The sequence below is a fragment of the Rhizobium sp. L1K21 genome, assembly GCF_024055895.1.
Lineage (GTDB): Bacteria > Pseudomonadota > Alphaproteobacteria > Rhizobiales > Rhizobiaceae > Ensifer_A.
In genome coordinates, this window is sequence record NZ_JAMXLE010000001.1 from 52,231 (window position 1) to 76,659 (window position 24,429).

Consider the following 24,429-nt stretch of genomic DNA (forward strand, 5'->3'; position numbering starts at 1 on the left):
CAGATACCTCACGCTGCGGCCAGGAAGAACTGCTCACCGGTCAGACGGCGGCGCAGCCAGGCGGAAAACTGGTCAACGGCGACAATCGTGCAAAAGAGCAGAAGGATAATCGCAATTGTCTTGGCCTCGTGGCCGCGGCTTATCGATAGCCGCAAGAGTTCACCAATTCCGCCGCCCCCAACTGCGCCGATGATGGTTGAGGCGCGTACATTGATTTCCAGGCGAAGCAGGCAATAGCTGATGAAATTCGGCATGACCTGCGGCAGCATGCCGAAGCGAACGCGCTCAATCCAATTGCCGCCAGCAGCACGCAGGCCTTCATCCGGTTTCATGTCGGCGTTTTCGACCACCTCGTAGAAAAGCTTGCCCAGAGCGCCGATCGTGTGAATGGAGACGGCGATAATGGCAGGGATCGGGCCAAGCGAAAGGATGGCGAGGAAGAAGCCTGCCAGAACAACTTCCGGGAAAGCGCGCAAGATTTCCATGATACGGCGCGCGACAGCGCGAACCCAAGGGTTCGGCATCAGATTGCGCGCTGCGAAAAAGCACAGGACAAATCCCAAGATGGCACCGATGATGGTCGAGAAAAGCGCAATGTTCAGCGTTTCAATCATCTTGAAGAAGTATTCGGGCAGATAGAAATCGCCGAAGAGATAGTGGCGGCCTTCCGGGTAGTTATACCGGAAGCTGCCGTCGTCATAGGGCGAGGGCAAATCGAACAGCGCCCGCCAGATTTCCATGCCGTCTTTCGGGATCAGATCGCCGAAAAAGTCGAAGAAATGGGGTAGTCTGTCAAAGAATTTGCCGGCGTTGGTGTCGTTGGCAAACCACAGTGAACTGAACAGGACCGCGGCAAAAACGATGATGGTCAGAGCAGTATAGGTTCTGCGCTTGGCAGCGAGTTCGCGCCATTGTTGGTCGATTGCACGACCGCCTTCCTGCAGACGTGTTTCCGGTTGATCGTTTTTCATGCCCAAACAGTCCCTTAATCAAGGCAAACCGCCGGACATGGCTGCCCGGCGGATCTTTTAGGAGAGAGAATTAGCCGCCGATGAGGGCTTTACGTGCAGCGATGATCGGCTTGTAGAAGTCGACATTGACTTCAGCAAAGCCGGTGTAGTCGCCGCCCTGGATGGCAGAGAAGCATTCCGGGTCGCTCTCAGGAAGCTTGGTCATGAAGTCCTTGAACTTGGCCTTCATGTCGGTGTCCATGGAGGTGCGAACAACGATCGGGCCGTTCGGGATCAGCGGAGATTCCCAAAGCTGAACGAGTTCGTCCATGTTCAGGATGCCCTTGTCGACCATCTTGCGCAGGTTACCGGAGGTGTAGCCGTCCTTGAACTCGCCAACGCCGGAGGCCCAGGTTGTGCCAGCGTCGAAGGTGCCCTTGAGAACTTCGAGAACCAGGTTTTCATGGCCGCCGCCGAAGCCGGTGGAACCGAAGAACTGGTCAACAGGCTCGCCGATTGCTTCAGGAAGCGTGACATTCGGGACGAGGAAGCCGGAGGTGGAGTCAGGGTCGGCAAAGCCGAGTTTCTTGCCCTTCATGTCTTCAAGCTTGGTCATGCCGCTATCCTTGCGGGCAACCATGACAGAGTGATAGCCCATGGAGCCGTCGGTCTGCACTGTCGTGAGGATCGGTTCAACAGCTTCCGGGTTTTCAAGGTAGATCTTGGCATAGCCGGATGCACCGAGCTCGGCATAGTCGAGCGTGCCGCCGAGCAGGCCCTGGATCACGCCGTCATAATCGGCAGCCGGGAAAAGCGAAACTTTTTCAACACCGAGAACAGATGGCAGCTTGTCGACCATGCACTGGAAGTTGCGCAGGCGGTCGGCTTCGTTTTCGCCACCCAGGATACCGATGCGGAATTCCTTGAGGTCTTCGGCGCCGGCGGACACTGCCATGGCAAGCAGAGCCGTTGCGGCAAAAAGGGCTTTCTTCAACATGTGACTTTCTCCTCTGATATCCGGCATTGCCAGACAGATTTGTTAGGTAGAGTTGCCTTTAACGCGGGCGGGCGATCTCAGTGATCAAGGCCCTGCAAGGATGATTGGAGCGGGCGCCGAAACCGCTCTGGCCGCCTTGCTGGGAATATCGATGCTGGTTGAGGTCATGCTTTCCTCAATCGCGCCGTCAGCGCCGTAAATGCGATTGACAGCTTCGCTGGTCAGCTCCGCCGGGGTGCCGTCGAAAACGACCCGTCCGTTGGCCATGCCGATGATGCGTTCGCAATAGGTTCGCGCAGTATCCAGCGTATGCAGGTTGGTAATGACGGTGATGCCCTCGCGCTCGTTGATATCGCGCAGCGCATCCATCACGATCTTGGCATTCAGCGGGTCAAGCGAGGCAATCGGCTCGTCGGCCAGCAGAACCTTCGGCTGCTGCATCAGTGCACGGGCAATCGCAACGCGCTGCTGCTGGCCGCCGGACAGAGTGCCAGCGGGCTGAAGCGCGGTTTGCTCAATGCCGAGACGTTCAAGGGCGGCAATCGCCATGATGCGCTCTTCGCGTGAAAAGATGTTGAGGATGCTGAGCGCGGTGGAACGGTGATTGAGACGGCCAAGCATGACGTTGGTCAGCACATCCAGACGCGGCACCAGATTGAACTGCTGGAAAATCATGGCGCAGTCGCGATGCCAGCGGCGCAGCGCTTCACCTTTCAATTTCGACACTTCGTTACCGTCAAAAAAAACGGACCCCGAAGAGAGATCCGTGAGACGGTTGATCATGCGCAGGAGAGTCGACTTGCCCGCGCCGGAACGGCCAATCACGCCAACCATCTGGCCTGTGGGAATGGAGAAGCTCACCGATTCCACTGCGGTCTTTGAACCAAATTTGCGTGTGACGTCGCGCAGTTCAAACATGGCTAGGGACTCCAGAAACAAAATAAAGACTACCAAAGCGCTACAGGCGTTTTTTGAAGGTCGAATGTCAGATTTGTTGCAGTTTTGTTAAATCCACAGAGGACTTCTTTGTGCTGTGGAAAAACGGTTCAGCCATACTTGGAAAGGAACGATTCCACAGGCATTGCGCGAAAGTCTTCAAGGGCGTTGCGCAATGCTTGGTGGCTCCAGTTCCACCACGAAAGTTGCTCCAGCCGACCGGCTATTTCAGCGGGAAATCGTTCGCGGATTGTGACAGCTGGAACACCCCCGACAATGGCATAGGGTGCGACGTCTTTTGAGACCACGGCTCCGGCCCCGATGACTGCGCCATTGCCGACGCTGACACCCGGAAGCAGGATGGCGCCGTGGCCGATCCACACGTCGTGGCCGATCGAGACCCGGTGGTCGCGCCGCCAGTTGAAGAAGTCGGCCTCGTTTTCGGCGTCGTCCCAATAGTCACCGGCGCGGTAGGTGAAATGATGCAGGGTGGCGCGCCACATGGGATGCTTGGTTGCATTGATGCGCACGTCGGCGGCAATGTTGGCAAACTTGCCGATGGTTGCGCACCAGACCATGCTGCCGCGCTCGATATAGGAATAGTCGCCAAGCTCGGTTTCGCTGACCCGGCAGAACTCGCCGATTTCCGTGTAGCGGCCAAGGGTGCAATCGACCACACGTGCGCTTTCGCTGATCAGCGGTTGTTCTGAAAGTTTCGTGCTCATGCGGCGAGCTCCCGGGCCGAGAATTTGGACACGTCAATCACATGATCGGCAATGCGGGTGCGGACATCCTCGTCATGGAAAATGCCGAGAAGTGCGGTCCCGGCGCGCTTCTTTTCCTCGATCATCTCGATAACGACATCGCGGTTTTGTGCATCCAGCGACGCCGTCGGCTCATCCAGAAGCAGGATTGAATGGGAAGTGATGAAACCGCGCGCAATGTTCACACGCTGTTGTTCGCCACCGGAAAATGTGGCTGGAGGCAAGGCCCAAAGCTCTTCTGGAAGGTTGAGCCGGGAAAGAAGGTCTGCGGCGCGCGCGCGCGCGTCTTCCATCTCCACGCCCTCCTGAGCCAGCGGTTCGGCAACAATGTCGAGCGCGGAGATGCGCGGCACGACGCGCAGGAACTGGCTGACATAACCGATGGTTTCGCGGCGAACCTCGAGAATTTGCCGGGGCTCGGCCCGAGCAAGATCAATCACCTGGTCGCGGTGCTTCACCAGAATTTGACCGGTATCGACGGAATAGTTGCCGAAGACCATTTTCAAAATCGAGCTCTTGCCCGCACCGGAAGGTCCGCCGAGCACGGAGCATTGGCCCGCGGTTGCGGCGAAATTGACATTGGCGATCACCGGCAGACGCGTGCCGCCGCGCAAATGCATGGTGAATGTCTTGGCGACTTCAGAAACGACGAGAGGAGTCGGCATGTTCTTTTCTCACACTTGCAGGATGGAGGACACGAGGAGCTGGGTGTAGGGTTCGCGCGGATCATCAAGCACGCGGTCTGTCAGGCCGTGTTCGATGACCTGTCCGTCCTTCATCACCATCATGCGGTGGGACAGGAGACGCGCGACTGCCAGGTCATGGGTGACGACGATGGCAGCAAGCCCCAAATCCTGCACAAGGCCGCGAATGAGATCGAGCAGGCGGGCCTGAACGGATACATCCAGGCCGCCAGTCGGCTCGTCCATGAAAACCAGCCGCGGTGCGGTGACCAAATTGCGGGCAATCTGCAGGCGTTGGCGCATGCCGCCTGAAAAGGCGCGCGGCTGATCATCAATACGATCGAGACCGATTTCCACACGAGAGAGCCAATCACCTGCCGTTTCGCGGATCTGGCCGTAGTGTCGGTCACCAATGGCCATCAGCCGTTCGCCGACATTGGCACCGGCCGAGACGGTCATGCGCAGGCCGTCAGCCGGATTCTGGTGTACAAAGCCCCAATCGGTGCGCATCAGAAACCGGCGCTCGGCCTCTGCCATGGTGGCAAGATTGCGAAACTGACCATCCCGCATACGGTATTCCACCGAGCCGACATCGGCCGTGAGGCGCGTTGAAACGCAATTGAGAAGCGTCGTCTTGCCGGAGCCGGATTCGCCGACAATGGCCAAGACTTCACCCGGCCATAGGTCGAAACTGACCTTGGTGCAGCCAATGCGGCCACCATAGAATTTGGAGAGGTCGCTGACCTTCAAAAGCGGTTGACTGTTCATTCTGCTGCCTCCGTCTGGGCCACACCCAATTCGCCGACATGGCCTGCATTGCGGCGATCTTCGCAGTGATCGGTATCGGAGCAGACGAACATGCGACCGCCCTTGTCATCCAGCACCACTTCATCGAGGTAGACATTCTCGGCACCGCAAAGCGCACAGGGTTTTTCGAATTTCTGGATCTCGAACGGGTAGTCTTCGAAATCCAGGCTGACCACTTCGGTATGCGGCGGTATGGCGTAGATACGCTTCTCGCGGCCGGCGCCGAAGAGCTGCAATGCCTGCGATCGATGCATTTTCGGATTGTCGAATTTGGGGATGGGCGAGGGGTCCATCACATAGCGCTCGCCAACCTTGACCGGATAGGCATAGGTGGTGGCGATATGGCCGTTGCGGGCAATGTCCTCGTAAAGTTTGACATGCATGAGGCCATATTCTTCCAGCGCATGCATCTTGCGCGTCTCGGTTTCGCGCGGCTCGAGAAAGCGCAAGGGTTCGGGAATCGGCACCTGATAGACGAGAACCTGACCCTCGGTCAGCGGCTCCTCGGGTATGCGGTGACGGGTCTGGATCACGGTGGCCTCACCGGTCTTGGTCGTGACCTTCACATTCGCGACCTTCTGAAAGAACGCACGGATGGAAACGGCATTGGTGGTATCGTCGGCACCCTGGTCTATCACTTTCAGAGTGTCGTCCGGGCCGAGAATGGAGGCGGTGACCTGCACGCCGCCCGTACCCCAGCCATAGGGCATGGGCATTTCGCGGGAGGCGAAGGGAACCTGATATCCGGGGATCGCGATGGCCTTCAGGATTGCGCGGCGGATCATCCGCTTGGTCTGCTCGTCCAGATAGGCGAAGTTATAGGTTGCGAGATTGCCGGCGCTGGTCATTCCGCAGCCTCCTTGTGTTCGGTTGTAGCGGTGCCGGTTTGGGTTGCCTCATATTCGGCCCGCATGCGGCGAACGAGATCGAGTTCTGCCTGGAAGTCGACATAGTGCGGCAGCTTCAGGTGCTCGACGAAGCCGGTGGCCTGCACGTTGTCGGAATGCGAAATCACGAATTCCTCGTCCTGGGCGGGCGCGGTGATGTCCTCGCCGAATTCGCTTGCTCGCAGTGCCCGATCGACCAGCGACATGGCCATGGCCTTGCGCTCGGACTGACCGAAGACGAGACCGTAGCCGCGGGTAAACTGTGGCGGCTGCTTTGCCGAGCCCTTGAACTGGTTCACCATCTGGCATTCAGTGATCTGCACCTTACCGATGGAAACCGCGAAGCCGAGTTCGGGAATATCAACCTCGACATCCACGAGGCCGATGCGGATTTCACCGGCAAACGGGTGGGAGCGGGCATAGCCGCGCTGGGTGGAATAACCGAGCGCCAGCAGGAAACCTTCATCGCCGCGGGCCAGGGCCTGCAGGCGTTCGTCGCGGCCAAGCGGAAACTCCAGTGGCTCGCGGGTGATGTCTCCAGGTGTCGTCTCTTCTTCGCCCGGCTCTTCCATTTCGATCAAGCTTTCGCCAGCCAGAATATCGGCAACCCGCATGATGGGCTCATGGCCCGTTTCGGCTGTTATTGGCTCTTCGACCGGGCTATCGTTCAGCAGATCCGGGTCGAGCAGGCGATGGGTGTAGTCAAAGGTCGGGCCCAACAGCTGACCGCCGGGCAAATCCTTGTACGTTGCCGAAATGCGACGCTCCACCAGCATTTCCCCGGTGTTGATCGGGTTCGAATAGCCGAAGCGCGGCAGTGTCGTGCGGTAGGCGCGCAGAATGAAGATCGCCTCGATCATGTCGCCGCGCGCCTGGCGCATGGCCAATGCGGCCAGTGTTTTGTCGTAAAGCGAGGCCTCGGCCATGATCCGGTCTACAGACAGGGCAAGCTGGGCGACGATCTGTTCAACGCTAATGGCGGGGAGATTTCTGTCGCCCCGGCGGCGGTCGGCCAGCAGACGGTGGGCGTTGGAGATGGCGGCTTCGCCACCCTTGACAGCAACATACATGTCTTAGACCTCCCTTTGTTTCAGCTGGGTTGAGCGTGGCAGGCACATGACGGTGCTGCCGCAGGTGAAGATCAAATCGACGCCGCGCGGGAAGAGGCCGTGATTGGCGGACCATCGGCGGACGAAATTGTCCGGCAGGCCGGAAGGGCTCATGTCGATTTCGTTCTCAATACCTGGACCGGCTGCAACCAGCGCCTGCCCGCCTGTCAGTGCGGGCAGTTCAATGATGATCGTGGTCGAGCGATCCGGATATTCCTGCGTGCCGTTGGCAAATCCGAGAAAATCGGGCAGTGCTTCGCCAAGCCCCAGAAAGGCAAAATTTGCATTTGACATCGAGTGGGTAACCGGCGCACCGCTGTGAAAGCTGATCCAGCCCAAAGCGTCCTGCGCATACAGGGAAGGCGAAAGCCAAACGGACGTATCGGGGTCTGCCAGGCAAAGCAGTATCGCAGATTGGGCAGCCGAAAGTGCGCCCGGCGCCTTTGCCGGAGTTTCAAGCGTCTGGATCGTGCCGGGACGGGACATGGCGTCCATCAGGCCGCGAAATACGGCCTGGCTTTCGAATACGGCATCCTGAAAGCCGCCGTCGAGTGAAGCATTGGCAAGGGCCATCAATCGTCTCCTCTGACCATGGTGAAGAAGTTCACGCGGGTCGCGGCGGTCTCAGCGCGCTGTTTGTCTTCCCGGCTTTTGATGGTCGCTTCGGTTTCTTCCACGAAACGGGAAACCTTCGGCTTGAACGCGTCTCTCGTGCCAAGCGCGTCAATCACTGCCGAAAGCCGCACCGCATCACGGTCGCCGCCGAGCCGGTAGCCATGGCCAATCTCGCCGGTGGTCAGCCGCACGGTTGCGCGGGTGGCGGTCGCCTCGCCCAGATTGAACACGGAGCCCGTTCCGCCCATGCGTCCGCGGATCATCACCAGACCCGTTTCCGGACCGCGCATCATCTGGAATTCCGGTTGCTCGTCCAAGTCTGCAAAAAATTGCTTCAGCCTGCCGAGGCTGGCATGGGCGAGGACTTCAATTGTCCGCTTTCGCGTTTGATCCGGCGTTTCCGGAAGCGCATTTTGCGTTTGCATTTGTACATTCCTTTGTCTATTTATATAGACATTTAAACCCTTGATGTATGGATAGCATCAGCAGGTGACAGAACGGTGACAGGACCGAGAAAATGAGTGCATTGCCGAAGGCCGGCCGGGTGATAGACCGGAAGAGCGGGGTTGCCGTCTGGCGGCAGATTGCCGACGAATTGCGCGCCGCGATTAACGGCGGCGAATTTGGCGGGGAGGGCAAGCTGCCGGGCGAAATGGCGCTAGCAGAACGGTTTGGCGTTAACCGTCACACGGTTCGTGCCGCAATAGCCGCCCTTGCCAGCGAAGGTGTTGTAGAGGCCAGTCCGGGGCGGGGGACCCGCATCATCCGCAACATGCGGCTCAAGGTTCCCATCTCGCGGCGCACGCGTTTTTCGTCAGGGCTTTCCGATCAGGCAACGCGGCTTGAAATGAGTTTCGTGTCGAGCACGCTTGCGCCGGCTGCCACCGACGTCTGCGAGGCGTTGAATCTTGAGAACGGATCAACCTGCCTGGTGCTGGAAACGGTAAGTCTCGTCGATGGCATTCCGGTGTCGGTCGGACGGCACCATTTTCCCACACCGCGTTTTGGCGAAATCGATCTTCATTTCAGGCGGGAGCGGTCGATTACAAAGGCGTTCCGGGCCTGTGGGGTGGAGGATTATGTGCGCGCCTCCACGGAAATCACGGCCCGCCATGCCGATGAGGATGAGCGCCGTTGGCTCAAACTTGCGCCGGGTGCCATCGTTCTCGAGACGCTGGCCGTCAACAACGACCTTCAGGGCAATGCGATCCAGTTTTCCAAGACCCGGTTTGCCTCAGACCGGGTGAGCTTGCGCGTGGGGTTCGAAGGATGACTGGACGCAAAGCGATCGGCTGAATCGGTCCCGCAGCTTGCTGCAGCCATTGACGAAACTCTTCCTTGCCCGTTTTATCTAGCAGACGGGGTTGGTTTTTTGGGGCGCAATTATGAGCAGAACTGTTCTCTGGCTGACGATGCTTGCAGCATTGCTGACATGTTCCGGGACCGTTGAGAGCTTTGCGGCGGCACGCATTGCGCTCGTCGTCGGCAATTCCGATTACAAGAATACATCGCAGCTTACCAATCCGAAGAATGATGCAGCTCTGATGGCGGGCACTTTGGAGCAATCGGGTTTTGCTGTCACAAAGCTCATTGATGCCGATTATCGCACAATGAAAAAAGCGCTCCTTGATTTCGGCCGCCAGATGCGGGACGAGGAAACAGAGGCCAGTCTTTTCTACTATGCCGGCCATGGCGTGCAGATCAAAGGCGAGAACTACCTTGTTCCTGTGGATGCCACGATTACCAGCGAAGACGAGGTTGATCTGGAGACGATCAACGTCAACAGCTTTCTGCAGGTGATGAATTCGTCGCAGAGCCGGATCAATATCGTCATACTGGATGCCTGCCGGAACAATCCGTTTGCGCGCTCCTTTCGGGCGGTCTCTCGCGGCCTGGCACCGGTTCAGGCTCCCAAAGGAACCTGGATTGCCTATGCAACGGCACCGGGCGATGTGGCCAGCGATGGCAGCGGCGGCAACAGCCCCTATACGCTCTCGCTCACCCAGGCGATCAACGAAGGCGCAGGAGAGCCAATCGAAACGGTTTTCAAGCGCGCCCGGCAGCGCGTGCTGCAGCTGACGGAGGAGGAGCAGGTGCCCTGGGAGACAAGCTCTATCACCGGCGACTTCTATTTCAGGCAAGACGCTTCAGACCAAGGTCGTCAGCAGGTCGTACCCGCTGCGCCGCAGGTTTCGGAATCTCCGGTTTCACAGGCTTTCGAGGCGGCGCGACGGGAGGGCTCGCAGGCAGCATGGAGTGCCTTCTTAAGCCGCTTCCCGGATGCCGATGTATCTTACCTGTCGCGGGCAAATGACGCTCTTTTTAAACTTAAACTCGCCGCGCTTTCCAAGGCCGCTACGAAACCCGACCGACCGTTTGCCAGTTGCGCCTACGCAACGCTTGGCACATTAAGTGGAGAGCTTTGCGCAACCTCCGTGCTGGACCCGCAATATGGAAACCGTTATGGCGGTGTCAATCTCGGCGACAACCAGTTGCGCACTGCCTGGGTGGAAGGCGTTGCGGGCGATGGTATAGGTCAGTCGGTGCTGATCAGTTTCGACAGCCCGAAGACAATCAACGGCATACGCCTGGTTAACGGTTATGCCAAAAATGGCGACATCTTTGCCAAGAACGGGCGCGTTCGCGAATTGCTGGTTGCGACGTCATCCGGCTACAGTCAGACAATTACGCTGCATGACAATTCAGACTGGCAGCGGCTCGATCTGCCGCCATTGAACGATGTGAGCTGGATCATGCTGGAAATCGGCTCCGTCTATCGCGGGTCCAAATACAAAGACACGGCCATCAGCGAATTGCGGTTTGAGTGATGTCGCCGCTGCATCTGCTGCTGCTCATCGTGTTTTTTGTCATTGGCCAGAACGCCCAGGCCGATGACTTGCCGCGCGGATTCTCCTATCTGAAAAACATCGACCCCTCGATTGCGCAGGATATTCGCTACGCGGGAGAAGAGAATTTCACCGGCGGAAAGGTGCCTGGTTATTTGGCCGGGGAGTGCATCCTGGCCAGCCCTGCGGCGCGTGCACTCGGGGCGGTCCAGACTGAGCTTCGGGCGCAAGGGTTCGGATTGCTTGTCTATGACTGCTACCGGCCCAAAAAAGCGGTTTCCTATTTCATGAAATGGGCGAAAGGCAATCATGATACGAACCCAGGTTATCATCCCGATATTGCGGCAAGCAAGCTGTTCGAAAAAGGCTACATCGCCGCGCGATCCGGCCATTCCAGTGGCGATGCCGTGGACCTGACCCTGATAAACTTGAACAGCAGACAGCCAATCGAGATGGGAACCCGCTTCGACTTTTTCAGCCCGCTGAGCTGGACGCATTCATCCAAAATCAGCGCCGAGGCGCGGAAAAATCGCGCCATATTGGTCGATGTCATGGCGCGTCACGGATTTGGCAATTACGCCCAGGAATGGTGGCACTTCAGCTATCGCCGGCCCTCATTCAAGGGCCAGTATTTCGATTTTCCGGTGACGCGGGCGCAGCCCCTTCGCTAACCGCTAACGTTGACGACTTCGACGCGGCGGTTTTCTGCTGCGTCGGGATGGCTGCGGTTTTTCAGTCGCTCTTCGCCAAAACCGATCGCGATGAGACGGTGTTCGCTGATGCCGAAATGGGAAATCAGATAGTGGCGCACGGCGTCTGCCCGGCGCTCCGACAGGTCCATATTGTATTCGTCGCTACCCACCGCGTCGGTGTGTCCGTTCAACAGCAGTCGGGCATCGGCGAGCCGCGGATTGATCAGCGCCTCGCCCAGCGTGTTGAGATCGGGGATCGATTGGGGCGTAATCTCCGCCGAATCGTAGTTGAAGCCGATTTCGATATTGATCGATGGAAGGTTTGAATGGTCCATGATCTCGGCGACCTGCTGTTTCATCCGCACCGAAAGGCCGCGCTTGGGCAGCGTTCCCAGATATTCTGCGTCGCTCTTCGACAGGCTGGTACTGCCTTCTGCCGGCACAGCTTTTCCGAGTGTCAGTCCGCGGGTCGGGGGCTTCTTTGCCTCGGGAGCGAGCTTGTTGATGACATCGTTTTTCTCAAGGGATTGCGCGTTGGATGCCGTGTGCAACTGCAGACAAGCAAAAGTTGAGATCAGCACAGCGCAAGCAACATCGCGCTTCCAATTTTTCACATATCCTGCCACGTCAAACCCCATCCGCTCCAAGCCACAGATGGTGCCAAGATAAAGCGGATTTTGCCAAATAAGCAAGTCTGTCGGCGCTCCCGAACACATCGCCTGTCACAAAGCTGAAACCGGGTTGCCTTTATTCTTCGCATGGGCATAACTTAATAATCGTCTATTAAATGTGGTATAAACCGCTGGGGCGGCGGGTTAAGAGGACAAGAGCGCTAGGGGGCATATGTCTGGTAATATCTTGGTAACGCTGCTCTGTCTGATGGCGGTGATCTTATCTATTCCCGCAGCCAGCCACACCGGGCTTGCAACCTGGCTTTCCATCGCCGCGGCATCGACCGCTTTTGTCGCAATGGGGCTCAATCAGTTTCTGGCTGTTCGGCCACGCTTTCTGGAAAGCGCCTTCGGCGGTCTGGACCGCATGTACCAGACCCACAAACGTCTCGGTATCCTGGCGTTTGTTCTCATTCTCGTGCATTATTTCGTCACGCCGAACTTCAGCGGTCTCATATTGACTTCAGGTCTGAACGAGGTTGCCGGCACCGTGGGCGAAATCGGCTTTTACGGATTGGTCGCTCTCATCGCATTCAGCATCATCAAGCGCATCCCAAAGACCAAATTCGAGTTTCCCTATCATCTCTGGCGGTTTACACACCGGTTCATCGGATTGTTCTTCATCCTGATCGTCTTTCACTTCAATTTCATCAAGCGGCCCTTTGACGGCAATGCGTTTCTGGCGATCTATCTCAATATTTTCGCAGCGCTCGGTATTGTCGGTTACGTTTATGTGCAGATCAGGCCGTTTTTGCGGAAGAAACGCTATCGGGTCACATCCGTTGTCCGCACGCCATCGGCAACCGTTGTCTCGGCAGAGCCCATCAAAGGCTCCATTGCGGCCAAACCCGGACAATTTGCCTTTCTGGCGGCAAGGAAAAGCGGGCTTGGCGAACCGCATCCTTTCACCATTGCAAAGCATGGTGGGGGCAAGGGCGAGATAAGCTTTGCCATCAAGCCGCTTGGCGACTTCACCCGAAAGCTGCGTGAAAGGATCGAGGTCGGAGACGAACTGTTGATCGAAGGCGGGCATGGGCGTTTTAATTTTGAAAAGGGTGGCCCGCGTCAGGTTTGGCTTGCCGGCGGCATCGGCATTACGCCATTCATCGCAATGGCGGACGCGCTTCGCAGCCGGCCCGATATCGATGTTCATCTGTTCCACTGTGTGCGTGAGAAGGACGAAGCGATCGAGGACGAGCGTCTTTTTGCCCTGGCAAAAGAGCTGAAGAATTTTCACTTTTCGCTGCATAGCTCGAAAGAGGATGGCCGGCTTGATGCGAAAAAACTGGTCGAGGCGAGTGCGGTTGCGCCCAAGGATTGTCATTTCTTTTTCTGCGGACCGAATATTATGCGCCAGTCGCTCGTCAAGGGTTTGATATCGATGAAGCACGGCCCGGCGCGGGTCGAATTTGAGCAATTTGAATTCAGATAGAAATTGCCGGGGGACGGCAGATTCAGGGGTGATGATCGTGAAGAAAAAAAGCATTCGCTTTGCCGAGATAGGGGGTTTCGCCACGGCTGCCCTGGTGCTGCTTCTTGCCGTTTCAGGATCGGCTCAGGCGCGCGATGCCTTTTCAGATGATGCATTTTCAACCTATGAGCCGAATGTTGCCAATGGCGAATATATGGCCAAGGCCGCCGGCTGTCTGGCCTGTCATGCCTCCGGCGAGGATCTGACGCTGCTTTCGGGCGGCCGTGAAATCGAGACTTATGTCGGCAAGTTCTTCGTGCCCAATATCACGGCAAGCTCCAGCGGTACGGGCGGGTGGTCGAATGCGCAATATCTGAACGCGGTCATCAATGGCACCGCACCGGATGGACGCAATTACTATCCGGTCTTTCCCTACAACGCCTATGCGGGGATGAAGCCCGAGGATGTGCTGGACATCAAGGCATACATCGAAACCCTCAAGCCTTCGGATAGCCCTTCCAAACGGCACGAGGTTTCCTTCCCCTACAATCTCGACAGTTCCATCAGCGCCTGGAAGATGGCGAATTTTGATACGCCGGCCTTCCAGCCGGGCGATGGTTCGCAGATGAGCCGGGGGCGCTATCTCGTCGAAAATGTTGGCGCATGCGGCGAATGCCATACGCCCAGAACACTGACCTATGGCCTTGACGAAGAAAACGCGCTTTCGGGCAACAAGGGTGTCGATGGAGAGGTGGCACCCGACATCTCGGTCAGCAAGATGGCTGGGCTCGGTGATGCGAGCGTCTTCGTGACGAACTTCATCGACAAGGAGCAGAAGCTCTCCGGCAGCCCGGTCACGTCGCCGCTCAAGCGCGCGATGCTGGAAGGCTACAAGACACTGACCCAGGATGACCGGCGCGCCATTCTGGCCTACCTTTCGGGTCGCCCTCAGAAGACGCCGGATATTGCCCAGGCAAGCTGCAGCCAGGCGTCGGCGCAGCCGTTGACCCTTGATTCCGATGTTGCCGCCAAGGCGGATGATTTTGTCGGGCGCTATTGCCGCAATTGCCATGGTCTTGGCGAGAGCAATGAAGGTTCGTTTCCGGCAGGCGACTTGAATTCCATTGCCCGCAATCCCGCCTTCGTCACACCGGGCAACCGGGCCTCTTCGCTGCTGTTCACCAGCGTTTCAAGCGGTCGCATGCCTTATGGCACGAAACCGTCGGCAGATGAGATCGAAGCTTTGGGCGCGTGGATCGACGGGCTGGATCGGGCGCAGGTTTCCGCGAAAGTCGCGCCACCCCCGCGCAATCGTCCCATTATCGGATGGCGGAGCCACGTGGAAAATGCGCTTCGTGATCTTACCGATATTGACGAACGTGACCGTCCCTTCATCCGCTATTTCAGCTTCCAACAGCTTTATAACGGCGTATTCCCGTGCGAAAGCGAAGCGGATTTCGCCCGCAGGCTGGACCTTTTCCAGGCCGGTTTCCGCAAGTTGGTGAATTCCGTTTCTCTTGGGGAGCGGGTCGTTAATCCGCAACCCGTCGAGGGGACTGGCGATCGCGTTTTGCGCGTCGACATTCGCGACTTCAAATGGAGTGAAAGCCAATGGGACCAGCTCGTTGCCGATTACCCCTATGGTTATGCTCCGGAGAATGATCCATCGCTCACGACGCTGGCACGGGAAACGACAACGCGACTGCCCATCATTCGGGCTGACTGGTTTATGGCCAATGCCTCGCGACCGGAAATTTATGCCGTTCTTCTCGACCTGCCTGATAATGTGGAAGCGCTGGAGCGCAGGATCGGTGTGGATGCGGCCCGCAACATTCATGACCTGAAGGTGATCCGTGGAGCCTTCACGGAGGGCTTCTCCGGTGTTTCCGACCATAACCGCCTGCTTGAACGTCATGACAGTCTTTCCGGCTATTACTGGAAGTCCTACGACTTTATTGGCAGCAGCGGCATTCACAGCCTGAAACTGCATCCGCACGGACCGCGTGACATCGGCCAATTGCCGGATGGGCTGGAGCCTTTCACGCATGATGGCGGGGAAATGCTCTTCACGTTGCCCAACGGTTTGCAGGGTTATTATCTCACTGACGGCGTCGGCAAGCGCATTGATCGTGGGCCGACCACCGTGGTGTCTTTCCGCCAGCGGCCGATCGGCAAGGGTGTCGAGATCATCAATGGGCGCTCCTGCATGACTTGCCACGCAGATGGCACGATTGCCAAGCGGGATCAGTTGCGCACACACATCGAAAGCTCGACGCTCTTCAATCTCGATCAACGCGAAACGCTGCTGCGCATGTATGTGGACCAGATCGAGCTTGACAAAGCCTATGCCGAGGACCGGGACCTGTTCATCTCGGCGCTTTCGAAAATCAACGCCACTGAAAAGGCACCTGACGGCAGCCTCAAGAGCATCAGCGGTGCAGGTGGAGAGGAAATCATCACCTGGTTTGCCGACTTCTATGAAGCGGACATGGACGAAAACATGCTGGCGGCTGAGTTCGACATGACATTGGACGAATTCAAGGAGGCCATCCAGCGGGTTCGTGATCCCATGTCGCGCGCCGTTGCCATCGACTGGATCAATCAGCTTGAGGCCGGGATCAAGGTTTCCCGCTCCGAGGTTGAGGATCAGTTTCCCAACCTCGTCAAGGCGGTGATGAACCTGGAGCCCCTGCGCCTTCAGGGGGCGGAGCCGGAATTGTTGGCAAGCGCACAATTGCCGCTCTACAAGACCGCATCCTACCGAGATGACGGTTATGATGCGACGCCGGGCACTGCTGCTGCACTCAAGCTGAGCATCATGGTCGACAAGACCAACGTGCTTGTGGGCGAACGGCTGACCTTCGATGTTGTTGCCAATCAGGCTTGCGAGTTGCAGATCCTCTATGTTGAAGCCGACGGCAATGTGGAACTGATCCCGCAGGCGATGATAGGCGACCCCTTCCTGCAGCCCGGCGTGCCGCGCACGATCCCGGACGCATCGGTCGGCGAACTTGTTTTCGACACGCCGGCTGAGGACGAAACGCTTGTGTTGAATTGTAAGGTTGGCGGCCTTGGGTCCAGTCGCATGAGCGCTGAAGAGGCAAGGGCAATCATCGCCAGTTCATTCCAGCCACCAAAACGGGGGCTCGCAGTGAAGATGTTTGAGAACAACGCCAAGGCTGTTCTCCAATCGGCCAAGGAGCCAAGTCTGGCTGCGATCAATATGCTTTCTTTCAATGTGAGAGAGCACGAGTAACGGTATTGCCAGACCGGTTGCAGGTTCGAGGGAAGGGGACGCCTTCGAACCGGGCGGTTGCAGAGCGCTCCAGGGCGCCTGCAACGCGCCTCCCACCGATGGTGGGTTTTCGGAAACAAGGCGATCACACAAGAACGATTCCAGGGGGGCTACCAGCTATGAAATTTCAATCCACGTTTCTAGGCGTAACGTTGTTTGCATCTGTCCTGATGTTTTCACCGCTGCTTTCCGCCGCAGAAACGACGATGCAGCCCGATCGTGAATGGGAGGATGCGGGCGATTGGCAGATTTACTGGAATCAACAGTTTGGCGGGTGCGTTGCCGAGCAGGCGCAAGCCGGGAATACGTCTTTCGTGCTTGGAATTTCGCACGAGGACAAAAGGCTTTCCATGCTGGTGTTGAGCCCGGCCCTGTCATCTTTTGCGCCAGGCCAACCGCATGAGGTCAAGCTGCTCTTCGATGGCAAGACCGAATGGACGAACACCTTCATGGGTGTGGCCTTTAGTGGCCGGCAGGGCATTTTGGGTACCTATGGCGGGGGCGAATTCCGCGAGCAGATTGCCCATTCATCCAACCTTGCGATCAGGTCCGGCGGCAAGACGCTGTTGACCTTGACGCTGAAGGGAACCCGGGCAGCAACAAATGGGGCAATTGCCTGCTACGAGGCCCTCAGCAAGGCACCAGCCGCCGCTCCGGCCGGAGGCCCCAAGGCTGATCTCGAGAAGGCAAATGGGCTGCGCAAGGAAGCCATTGCGGCCTATCAGCAGGGTAAATTTGATGAGGCGCTTGCGGCGGCTGAACAGATCCCCGGGCTGCTTGAGCCGGCGCTCGGTCCTGATCACGAGGCGCTTGCCGATGCGGCCAATCTGATCGGCGCGATCCATGCGGGGCAAAAGGATCTGGCGGGCGCCAAGACGTCTTTTGCAAAGGCTGTCAGCATTAACGAAAAGGCGCATGGGATAGAGCACCCGGCAACTGCGCAGAGCATCTACCGCCTTGCGCAGATCAATATTCAGATGCAGGATTTTGCGGCAGCTGAGCCTTTGCTCGAGAAGGCTGTTGCCGTTTTTGCCAAGACCGCCGAAGCGCCAAAGGAATTGGTGGCGGCGGTGACGCTGGATTATGGCAATGTTCTCCTTGAAAACGAGAAACCGGAAGCGGCTTTGCCGGTTGTCCGCGATGCTCTTGACATGCAGACCACGCTTTATGGCGACAAGGACCCACGTATCGCCAACGCACTGTATGGCGTTGGTCTGGCGCTGCAAAAGCAGAAAATGAAGCCGGAAGAGCAGGTTGCGCTTTTCACCCAGACCGCAGAGCTGCGCTCGGCAGCCTTTGGTGCGGACAATCTCATGGTGGGCGATGCGCTGTTGAACCTGTCGGAGGCGCAGTTGCAGCAATCCGATTTCGAAGCGGCGAAGTCGACGCTTGAGAGAACACTTGCCATTTATGAAAAGGCGGTCGGACCGGATCATCCCAAGGTTCAATACGCACTTGAGAGCCTCAGCCTCGTGGCTATCGAGCAATTGGAATTTGACAAGGCGCGGACACTTGAAGACCGTGCTCTGGCTATTCGCAAGACGGTTTATGGAGAAGAAAGCGCTCAATATGCGCTTGGTCTGATGGTGCAAAGCCGCGGCCTGATTGAAATGTCGGACTATCGGGCGGCTGAAGCGGCGATTGATCACGCGCTGGTGATCCAGGAAAAGCTGCAGGGCGGGGACACGGTCGGCTTCGCCGCGAGTTTGACGCAGGCGGCGCATGTTTATGCCAGCCTGACGAAATATGAAGAGGCTGAAAAGCTGGCATCCAGGGCCTGTGACATGTTTGAACGGCTGGAAGGCAAGATGTCGTCCAATCGCATTCCCTGCCTGCGCACCATCGGGCAGGCTGCCGCGCGGCTGGGCCGACCTGAGCAACAGGCCGAGATTTTACGCGAAGTGGCCGAGATCGCCGATCATGCAACAGAAAAGCGCGAGGAGCTTGTTTCGTCTGCACTGAAGGATTTGGCGATCAGTGCACAGCAAGGCGGAAAGCTGGAGGAGGCTGAAGCGCTTTATCGCCGGGTGCTGGAAACAGAGTCCACGGTCTATGCTGAAGGTGCACCCGAAGTTGCGGCGACCAAAGCGGCTTTGGCCAATGTCCTGAGCGATCGAACCAAGGATGAAGAGGCCGAGACGCTGTTTCGCGACGCGTTGCAAACGATGAAAACCGTTTATGGTGACAACAACCTCAGCACAGCGCGGGTCAGCCATAATTTTGCCTCGCACCTCATGAGCCGCGGCCACTATGATGAGGCCCAAACGTTGCAGACTGCGGCTGTTGCGGCGATGGCCGAACATTTCGGTAAACGCCACCCTTACTATTCGACGGCGCTTCAGGGGCTCGCCCGCCTTGAATATTTCCAAGGCAAGTTGGATGAGAGCAAGGCGCATTACGAAGATGTTCTTGAAATCGAAAAGGCGGCCTACGGCGCGAACGAGAAGAGCCTGACGCGCAACGGTTTGTCCGACACCATGCGCAAATCGGGAGATTATGAAGGTGCGCTTGCCGTTTTGCGGCCAGCTGCGGAGGCCAACAGGGCGCGTCGTCAGAGCTTTATGCCGCTCGTTGTCGGAGGGCCGAACCAGTCGGAAGACACACTCAAGGAAGGCTTCGTTTTCCTGCAGCGAAAAACGACAAGTTCGGTCGCCGGGGCAGTCGACAGCCTCGCTGCCCGTGCTGCCGCTGGCACTGGCGCTTTGGCTGATTTGATCCGTCAGAAACAGGACCTGGAAGCCGATCTGGCCAAGCTTGACGAAGACATTGGTGCGGAACGCGCGCAGCCTGCGGAGAGTTTCAGCCTCGAGAAGGCGGATTTTCTGCGTGGCCGCTATCGCGAGACCCAGGACAAGATTGCCGTCATTCAGCAAAAAATCAGCACGCAGTTTCCGGAATTTTCAGAACTCGAGGGCGGAAATGCGATAACGGTCGAGACATTGCAGTCGCTGCTTCAAGCCGATGAGGCGCTGGTGATGATTGATATCGCCAAAGGCCCGTTTGATGGCGATGACTATGTCTATGCTGTCACGAAAGACCGGATCTCCGGTTATGCGCTGGAGACGGAGCATGGTGATGTTGCCAAAGCTGTCGAAATGCTGAGGGCCGGGCTTGCCTTTGAGACCAACAGCGAGACCAGTTTCGACAAACAGGCCGCCTTCGCGCTTTACAAGACCCTGCTTGGGCCTGCTGGCGATCTCCTGAAGGAGCGCAAGCACATTCTGTTCGTACTCAATGGCGCCATTTCTTCGCTGCCACCGCAGGTTCTCATCAGTGAAAACCCGGAGGGTATGGAAAATGGCGATGTGCGTTGGCTGATCCGGGACCATGCCATTTCCGTTCTGCCGTCTGCTTCCAGCCTGAAGCTGCTGCGCGAAAGCGCTTACACTGCTTCAAGCGCCGCCAAGCCCATGCGCGGTTACGGTGATCCGGTGTTCAGCCTTGAGACTGCCGACGCGACCGCAGTTTCCGCAGATCGTGGCTATGCGGCCTATTTCAAGCGTGGACTGGCCGATGTTGGACTGTTGTCCAATGCGCTGGCCGCCTTGCCGGAAACGGCAGACGAGTTGCGAATGGTTGCCGCCAGCCTGAACGCCGATGAAGCCGATCTTGTGCTTGGGTCGGCGGCTTCGGAAACGGCTGTCAAAAACGACAAGCTCGATGACTATGAGGTCGTCTATTTTGCCACCCATGGACTGGTTGCCGGTGAGGCAGCCCAGGTGGTGAAGGATGGCGCGGAACCGGCACTGGTTCTGTCTCTGCCGAAGGAGCCGACACCAGATGACGACGGACTTTTGACCTCGTCTGAAATTGCACGGTTGAAGCTCAATGCAAAGTGGGTGGTGCTTTCGGCCTGCAACACTGCGGCGGGCGACAATACGGGTGCTGATGCGCTTTCAGGTCTAGCGCGCTCCTTCTTTTATGCCGGGGCACGGTCGATGCTTGTGTCGCATTGGTCAGTTGCCAGCGATGCGACGGTTGAGCTGATGACTGAGACCTTCAAACGTGCGGCAGAAGACCAAGCCAAAAGGCCGACAGAGGCACTACGCGAGGCGATGCTTGCGATGATGGAGGACAGCGAACATCCGCAGTGGTCGGAGCCGTCTTACTGGGCTCCGTTCGTCCTTGTCGGTCAGCCCGGCTGATCGTGTTGTCGTATTTTTTAGCGTAAGGCACCGAGTTATGGGTGGCCGGGAGACAAAGATGAAGAAATATGTGCGTCTGGTTTTGGGCTTGCTGACCGGTCTTCTGTGGGTGCCGGTTGGTGTGACAGCTGCAGAGTTCGAGCTTCGGCAGGATTTGGCGGGTCACATCAACGGCCTTCGCGCGATTTATCGGCCTGCGTACTACGCTGATGATCCCCGGTTTGATCTTCCCGCGAACAGAGCCGGCCTCGAAAGGCCAAATGACCATGAGCCCGGTGGAGATGATCCCGGATACAGGATCATCACCCTCTCCGGCGTCATCGAAAAGGGCGATGCTGCAAAATTGGACGCCTTTGTGGAGAAAACCTATGAGGAGGTTCAAGCCTATCCGTGGCTTCTGGTGCTTGACAGTCCCGGCGGCAATTTTCTGGAAGGCATCGCGATTGGAAAGTGGCTTGGTGAAAACCTCGCCAGTCAGGATCCGTCTTTTATGGGATCTTATGTTCTGAAGGGCGATAGTTGCCTTTCGGCATGCTCGCTTATCTTCGCGCTTTCCTCGCACCGTCGCATGCTCAATGATTCCGACAGCGCACGCTTTATCGAAGTTGGCGGGCGCGTGGGCTTCCACATGGGTGCGGTGCCTGAGAATATGGGTACGCAGCAGGCGCAGGTGAATGCTATCATGGATCTCACCTACGATATCGTTGCGGCATATCTGTCGATCATTATCGATGAAACAAGCCCGCCGGAGCTTTTGCAGGAAGCACTGAAACACCGCACCTCGGAAAGCTTCTTTTATGCCGAGGCCAGTGATCGGGCCTATAATCTGGGTTTCATTCCCGTGGCTTATGGTGGCCTTTCTGACGCGCTGAGCGCAACGGCTTTGCCGATGAGCGAAGTTGAGGCCATGTGCACACATCTTCTGGAAATATCCCAGGAACCGTTGACTATTGTCACCGAGGATTATGGCGTTTTGCCCCCTGCGAAAAAAATGGCGAAGGCTCTTTTTGAGGAGAAGGGTGGCGGCCCACTCATGGCATCTTTCGGCTCGGGTGAGACGTGCCTGATCGGCTTGACGCCAGCTGGGAATTTGCTGATGAATGTGACGCGCGAGCCGATCTCGTGCATTGACAAGCAGGCGGAGACTACCTGGGAATGGTGCGCAACGGATGCCGAGGTCTCCAGCTTTGCAACGACGGCACTTCTTGCCGACGTCAATTCGTGCCAGATGGGACGATTTACCGGCAGCCAGTATATTCTGGATGGGCAGGGTTATGCTGAAACCCCGAAAGCCGTTGTTCTGGACGGCGTGAATATGCGCGATGCACCGAGCTTGAAGAGCAATACGATTGGTGCGCTGGGCGCTGGCGCAGAACTGGATTTGCTCGACTGCGCCGTCACCGATGACAATCAGGCCGTCTGGCTGAAGGGAAAGACAGACGGGCAGGAAGGCTGGGTCAGCGCGCGCTTCGTCAGGATGAAATTTGCGTGGGAAGATGGCGGTTAGCGCCAGTTTCCAAGATCAGCTCGCGGGTATCAGAACCAACTGAACCCGCCGGTTCTGTTCGCCGAACGGGTCGGAGACGTCTTTCAGGCGGCTGGAGCCGGCACCGCTGACCAGCACGCGCCGTTCGGAAAAGTTTTCTTCGCCGCGAATGAAATCGGCAACGGCCTGGGCGCGCCTGGCCGAGAGCGCCATGTTGTAGTCCTGGCTGCCCTTGGCATCTGTGTGGCCGAGGAACATGAAGCGGAAATCGGCGAATTTGTCGCCGTTGAGAACGCGGGCGAGCTCCAGAAGCTTTGGATATTGGTCGGGTCTGATATTTGCCGAGTTATAGTCGAACAATATCTCCATATCGATGGAGGGCAGGGGTTCGGCGCTGGCTGTCTGACCGCTCTCTGCTTTTTTCGCCTTGATTGCGGCGGCTTCTTCGTGGTCGATGATTCCGATGTTGACCACATCGTCCAGGCTGATGGCGCTTGAGGACTTGGAGGCTCCATCAGAGCAGCCATTGCCGCCCAAAAGGCAGTTTTCCAGGCTGGAGGCGGCGGGTGCAGCCGCCGCAGCCTTCGGCTTATCCGATATGTCATCGCCCAACTGGTCGAGCGAGATTATGGATTGGGCGAAAGCCTGGTGCGAGACAGAGGCTGAAAAACCGAAGACGGCGGCCAAAACGATGTTTCTGAACTTGTTCATGATGTAACCATCCAACTGGAACTTGCCGATTATCCTATCCATTGGAGAATAAAACGGTTGTCCTTTAACGTTCTAGATTTCAAAATGTATGTTAAAAAATTGAATGGATCACGTCCAGTTGAATTGAAAGCGCGCTTTCGAACGCCGGTCTTGATGCATTTGTAATGGAGTGGTGCCAGATGATGAGTTCCTTGCGTTTGCTTTTGCCGCTTTTGCTGTTTTTCATCGGCGCAAGCGGAGTTCACGCGGAAAATCGCTATGCGCTTGTCATCGGCAACAGCGCCTACGCCAAAGTGGGGAGACTGCCGAATGCGGGCAACGATGCGCGGCTGATTGCCGACACGCTTCAAAAGCTCGACTTCGAGGTGCACACCATTTTCGACGCCAATGAAGATGCGCTGGGTGCTGCACTCGATGATCTGGCCGCGCGGATCAGTTCGATCGACGTTGTGGCCTTCTATTATGCCGGTCATGGTATTCAGAAGGATGGTGAAAACTATCTCATTCCCGTGGATGCCGAGCTTCAGACGGCAACGGCGATCGAACGCGAAACCATCCGGCTTCAGTCTTTTCTCGATATTATCGAAAAAGCGCCTATCGGCCTGGTCTTTCTGGATGCGTGCCGGAATAATCCGTTTGCCGAAACGCTTCTGGAGCAGGAAAGCGCAAGTGGACGCGACGTGCAAGTTACGCGCGGTCTGGCCGTTGTCCGGGCGAAAGGTGATATGCTGATAACTTTCGCCACCTTGCCGAACACGGTGGCCTCGGATGGCGCGCATGGCAATTCGCCCTTTGCGCGGGCGCTGGCGAAGAACCTGCCGACGCCCGGCGTCGAGGTCTCGGTGCTGATGAAGCGGGTGACGCGCGATGTGATCGCCGAGACGGGCCGCAGTCAGCGGCCGCAGCAGTTGTCGCAGATGCAGGCGGAGTTTTATTTCAAGCCCGGTGATGGCGCACAGTCTGTCAGCGCGCCTGCACCCGCACCGACCGTCGCCGCGGCAGCGCAGCCGGTTCTGCTTTCCGCCTATCCGTCGGAAGTCGGCACGGGAGAAGAGATTTCCCTCTTTGCCGACCTGCCTGAGGCCTGCTCTCCGATTTTTCTGGCGATTTCGCCCACGCGCAAGGTGACCCCTATTCCGGCACAGTTTTTCAAAACCGAACAGGCGGGCGGGCAGCGTGTTCGCTATGAAATTTCACCCGGCTCGCGTTATGGCCTTATCGTTCAGGAGCAGGACGAGCGTGGACGTAACTTCCTCGGCCTCATGTGTCTGAACCAGGGCCTGCCGGATGATAGGTCGGCGCGCGTTGAACTCTTGCGTTCTTTGAGCGAAGGCCTGGAAAAGGGGGAGCTGGAAGGCAGCCTTTTGCTGGCTGGCGCTTCGCCCGTGCCCTACAGCTTTGCGGACGTGATCATCAAATAGGGG

Annotated in this window: 20 protein-coding genes; 8 read left to right on the forward strand and 12 right to left on the reverse strand. The window is 57.5% G+C overall.

Annotated elements, in window-relative coordinates:
- Window positions 1-8: 8 nt before the first annotated feature.
- The 10 genes from phnE to phnG all read right to left on the reverse strand — a co-directional run bounded on the left by phnE (window position 9) and on the right by phnG (window position 8,173).
- The gene (phnE, locus tag NHF56_RS00240) at window positions 9-971 is read right to left on the reverse strand and encodes a phosphonate ABC transporter, permease protein PhnE (protein ID WP_252800499.1); all 963 of its coding nucleotides are present in this window, start codon (window positions 969-971) and stop codon (window positions 9-11) included.
- 70 nt (window positions 972-1,041) lie between these two features.
- Entirely contained in the window at window positions 1,042-1,947 is a 906-nt protein-coding gene (gene phnD / locus NHF56_RS00245) for a phosphonate ABC transporter substrate-binding protein (protein ID WP_252800501.1), read from the reverse strand.
- Window positions 1,948-2,031: 84 nt separating this feature from the next.
- A complete protein-coding gene (phnC, locus tag NHF56_RS00250) occupies window positions 2,032-2,865 on the reverse strand; it encodes a phosphonate ABC transporter ATP-binding protein (RefSeq protein ID WP_252800502.1) in 834 nt (277 codons plus the stop codon).
- Window positions 2,866-2,993: 128 nt separating this feature from the next.
- Window positions 2,994-3,608, reverse strand: coding sequence for a DapH/DapD/GlmU-related protein (locus NHF56_RS00255; RefSeq protein WP_252800503.1), 615 nt, complete (start codon window positions 3,606-3,608; stop codon window positions 2,994-2,996).
- Window positions 3,605-4,312: a phosphonate C-P lyase system protein PhnL gene (gene phnL / locus NHF56_RS00260; protein WP_252800504.1), complete on the reverse strand. Its 708-nt coding sequence runs from the start codon at window positions 4,310-4,312 to the stop codon at window positions 3,605-3,607. The genes NHF56_RS00255 and phnL overlap by 4 nt, the downstream gene beginning before the upstream one ends.
- 9 nt (window positions 4,313-4,321) lie before the next feature.
- A complete protein-coding gene (gene phnK, locus NHF56_RS00265; protein ID WP_252800505.1) occupies window positions 4,322-5,098 on the reverse strand; it encodes a phosphonate C-P lyase system protein PhnK in 777 nt (258 codons plus the stop codon).
- On the reverse strand, window positions 5,095-5,985 hold the full coding sequence (locus NHF56_RS00270; protein ID WP_252800506.1) for an alpha-D-ribose 1-methylphosphonate 5-phosphate C-P-lyase PhnJ: 891 nt from the start codon (window positions 5,983-5,985) through the stop codon (window positions 5,095-5,097). Before NHF56_RS00270 ends, phnK begins: the two co-directional genes overlap by 4 nt.
- A complete protein-coding gene (locus tag NHF56_RS00275; RefSeq protein ID WP_252800507.1) occupies window positions 5,982-7,094 on the reverse strand; it encodes a carbon-phosphorus lyase complex subunit PhnI in 1,113 nt (370 codons plus the stop codon). The genes NHF56_RS00270 and NHF56_RS00275 overlap by 4 nt, the downstream gene beginning before the upstream one ends.
- A gap of 3 nt (window positions 7,095-7,097) precedes the next feature.
- Window positions 7,098-7,706: a phosphonate C-P lyase system protein PhnH gene (gene phnH / locus NHF56_RS00280; protein WP_252800508.1), complete on the reverse strand. Its 609-nt coding sequence runs from the start codon at window positions 7,704-7,706 to the stop codon at window positions 7,098-7,100.
- The gene (gene phnG / locus NHF56_RS00285) at window positions 7,706-8,173 is read right to left on the reverse strand and encodes a phosphonate C-P lyase system protein PhnG (RefSeq protein ID WP_252800510.1); all 468 of its coding nucleotides are present in this window, start codon (window positions 8,171-8,173) and stop codon (window positions 7,706-7,708) included. The genes phnH and phnG overlap by 1 nt, the downstream gene beginning before the upstream one ends.
- A 92-nt stretch (window positions 8,174-8,265) precedes the next feature.
- Here phnG and phnF point away from each other — a divergent pair, with 92 nt between their 5' ends.
- The 3 genes from phnF to NHF56_RS00300 all read left to right on the forward strand — a co-directional run bounded on the left by phnF (window position 8,266) and on the right by NHF56_RS00300 (window position 11,265).
- Window positions 8,266-9,021 carry a phosphonate metabolism transcriptional regulator PhnF gene (phnF, locus tag NHF56_RS00290; RefSeq protein ID WP_252800512.1) on the forward strand — a complete coding sequence of 252 codons (756 nt, stop codon included), beginning with the start codon at window positions 8,266-8,268 and terminating at the stop codon, window positions 9,019-9,021.
- A 112-nt stretch (window positions 9,022-9,133) separates the two neighbouring features.
- A complete protein-coding gene (locus NHF56_RS00295) occupies window positions 9,134-10,576 on the forward strand; it encodes a caspase family protein (protein ID WP_252800514.1) in 1,443 nt (480 codons plus the stop codon).
- Window positions 10,576-11,265: a M15 family metallopeptidase gene (locus tag NHF56_RS00300; RefSeq protein ID WP_252800516.1), complete on the forward strand. Its 690-nt coding sequence runs from the start codon at window positions 10,576-10,578 to the stop codon at window positions 11,263-11,265. The genes NHF56_RS00295 and NHF56_RS00300 overlap by 1 nt, the downstream gene beginning before the upstream one ends.
- On the opposite strand, the gene NHF56_RS00305 is transcribed toward NHF56_RS00300, so the two are convergent.
- A complete protein-coding gene (locus NHF56_RS00305) occupies window positions 11,262-11,978 on the reverse strand; it encodes an OmpA family protein (protein ID WP_252800518.1) in 717 nt (238 codons plus the stop codon). The genes NHF56_RS00300 and NHF56_RS00305 overlap by 4 nt on opposite strands.
- 151 nt (window positions 11,979-12,129) lie before the next feature.
- On the opposite strand from NHF56_RS00305, the gene NHF56_RS00310 reads away from it, so the two are divergent.
- The 4 genes from NHF56_RS00310 (at window position 12,130) to NHF56_RS00325 (ending at window position 22,315) form a co-directional block, all read left to right on the forward strand.
- The gene (locus NHF56_RS00310) at window positions 12,130-13,389 is read left to right on the forward strand and encodes a ferric reductase-like transmembrane domain-containing protein (RefSeq protein ID WP_252800520.1); all 1,260 of its coding nucleotides are present in this window, start codon (window positions 12,130-12,132) and stop codon (window positions 13,387-13,389) included.
- Window positions 13,390-13,426: 37 nt separating this feature from the next.
- On the forward strand, window positions 13,427-16,624 hold the full coding sequence (locus NHF56_RS20975; RefSeq protein WP_252800521.1) for a c-type cytochrome: 3,198 nt from the start codon (window positions 13,427-13,429) through the stop codon (window positions 16,622-16,624).
- Window positions 16,625-16,782: 158 nt separating this feature from the next.
- Window positions 16,783-20,808 carry a CHAT domain-containing protein gene (locus tag NHF56_RS00320; protein WP_252800522.1) on the forward strand — a complete coding sequence of 1,342 codons (4,026 nt, stop codon included), beginning with the start codon at window positions 16,783-16,785 and terminating at the stop codon, window positions 20,806-20,808.
- A gap of 58 nt (window positions 20,809-20,866) precedes the next feature.
- Window positions 20,867-22,315 carry an SH3 domain-containing protein gene (locus NHF56_RS00325; protein WP_252800523.1) on the forward strand — a complete coding sequence of 483 codons (1,449 nt, stop codon included), beginning with the start codon at window positions 20,867-20,869 and terminating at the stop codon, window positions 22,313-22,315.
- A 15-nt stretch (window positions 22,316-22,330) separates the two neighbouring features.
- Here the strand turns inward: NHF56_RS00325 and NHF56_RS00330 are convergent, their stop codons facing one another.
- Window positions 22,331-23,005 (reverse strand): OmpA family protein, encoded by a 675-nt coding sequence (locus NHF56_RS00330; RefSeq protein ID WP_252800524.1) that lies wholly within the window; start codon window positions 23,003-23,005, stop codon window positions 22,331-22,333.
- Between the two features lie 179 nt (window positions 23,006-23,184).
- Here NHF56_RS00330 and NHF56_RS00335 point away from each other — a divergent pair, with 179 nt between their 5' ends.
- On the forward strand, window positions 23,185-24,426 hold the full coding sequence (locus tag NHF56_RS00335; protein WP_252800525.1) for a caspase family protein: 1,242 nt from the start codon (window positions 23,185-23,187) through the stop codon (window positions 24,424-24,426).
- Window positions 24,427-24,429 lie beyond the last annotated feature (3 nt).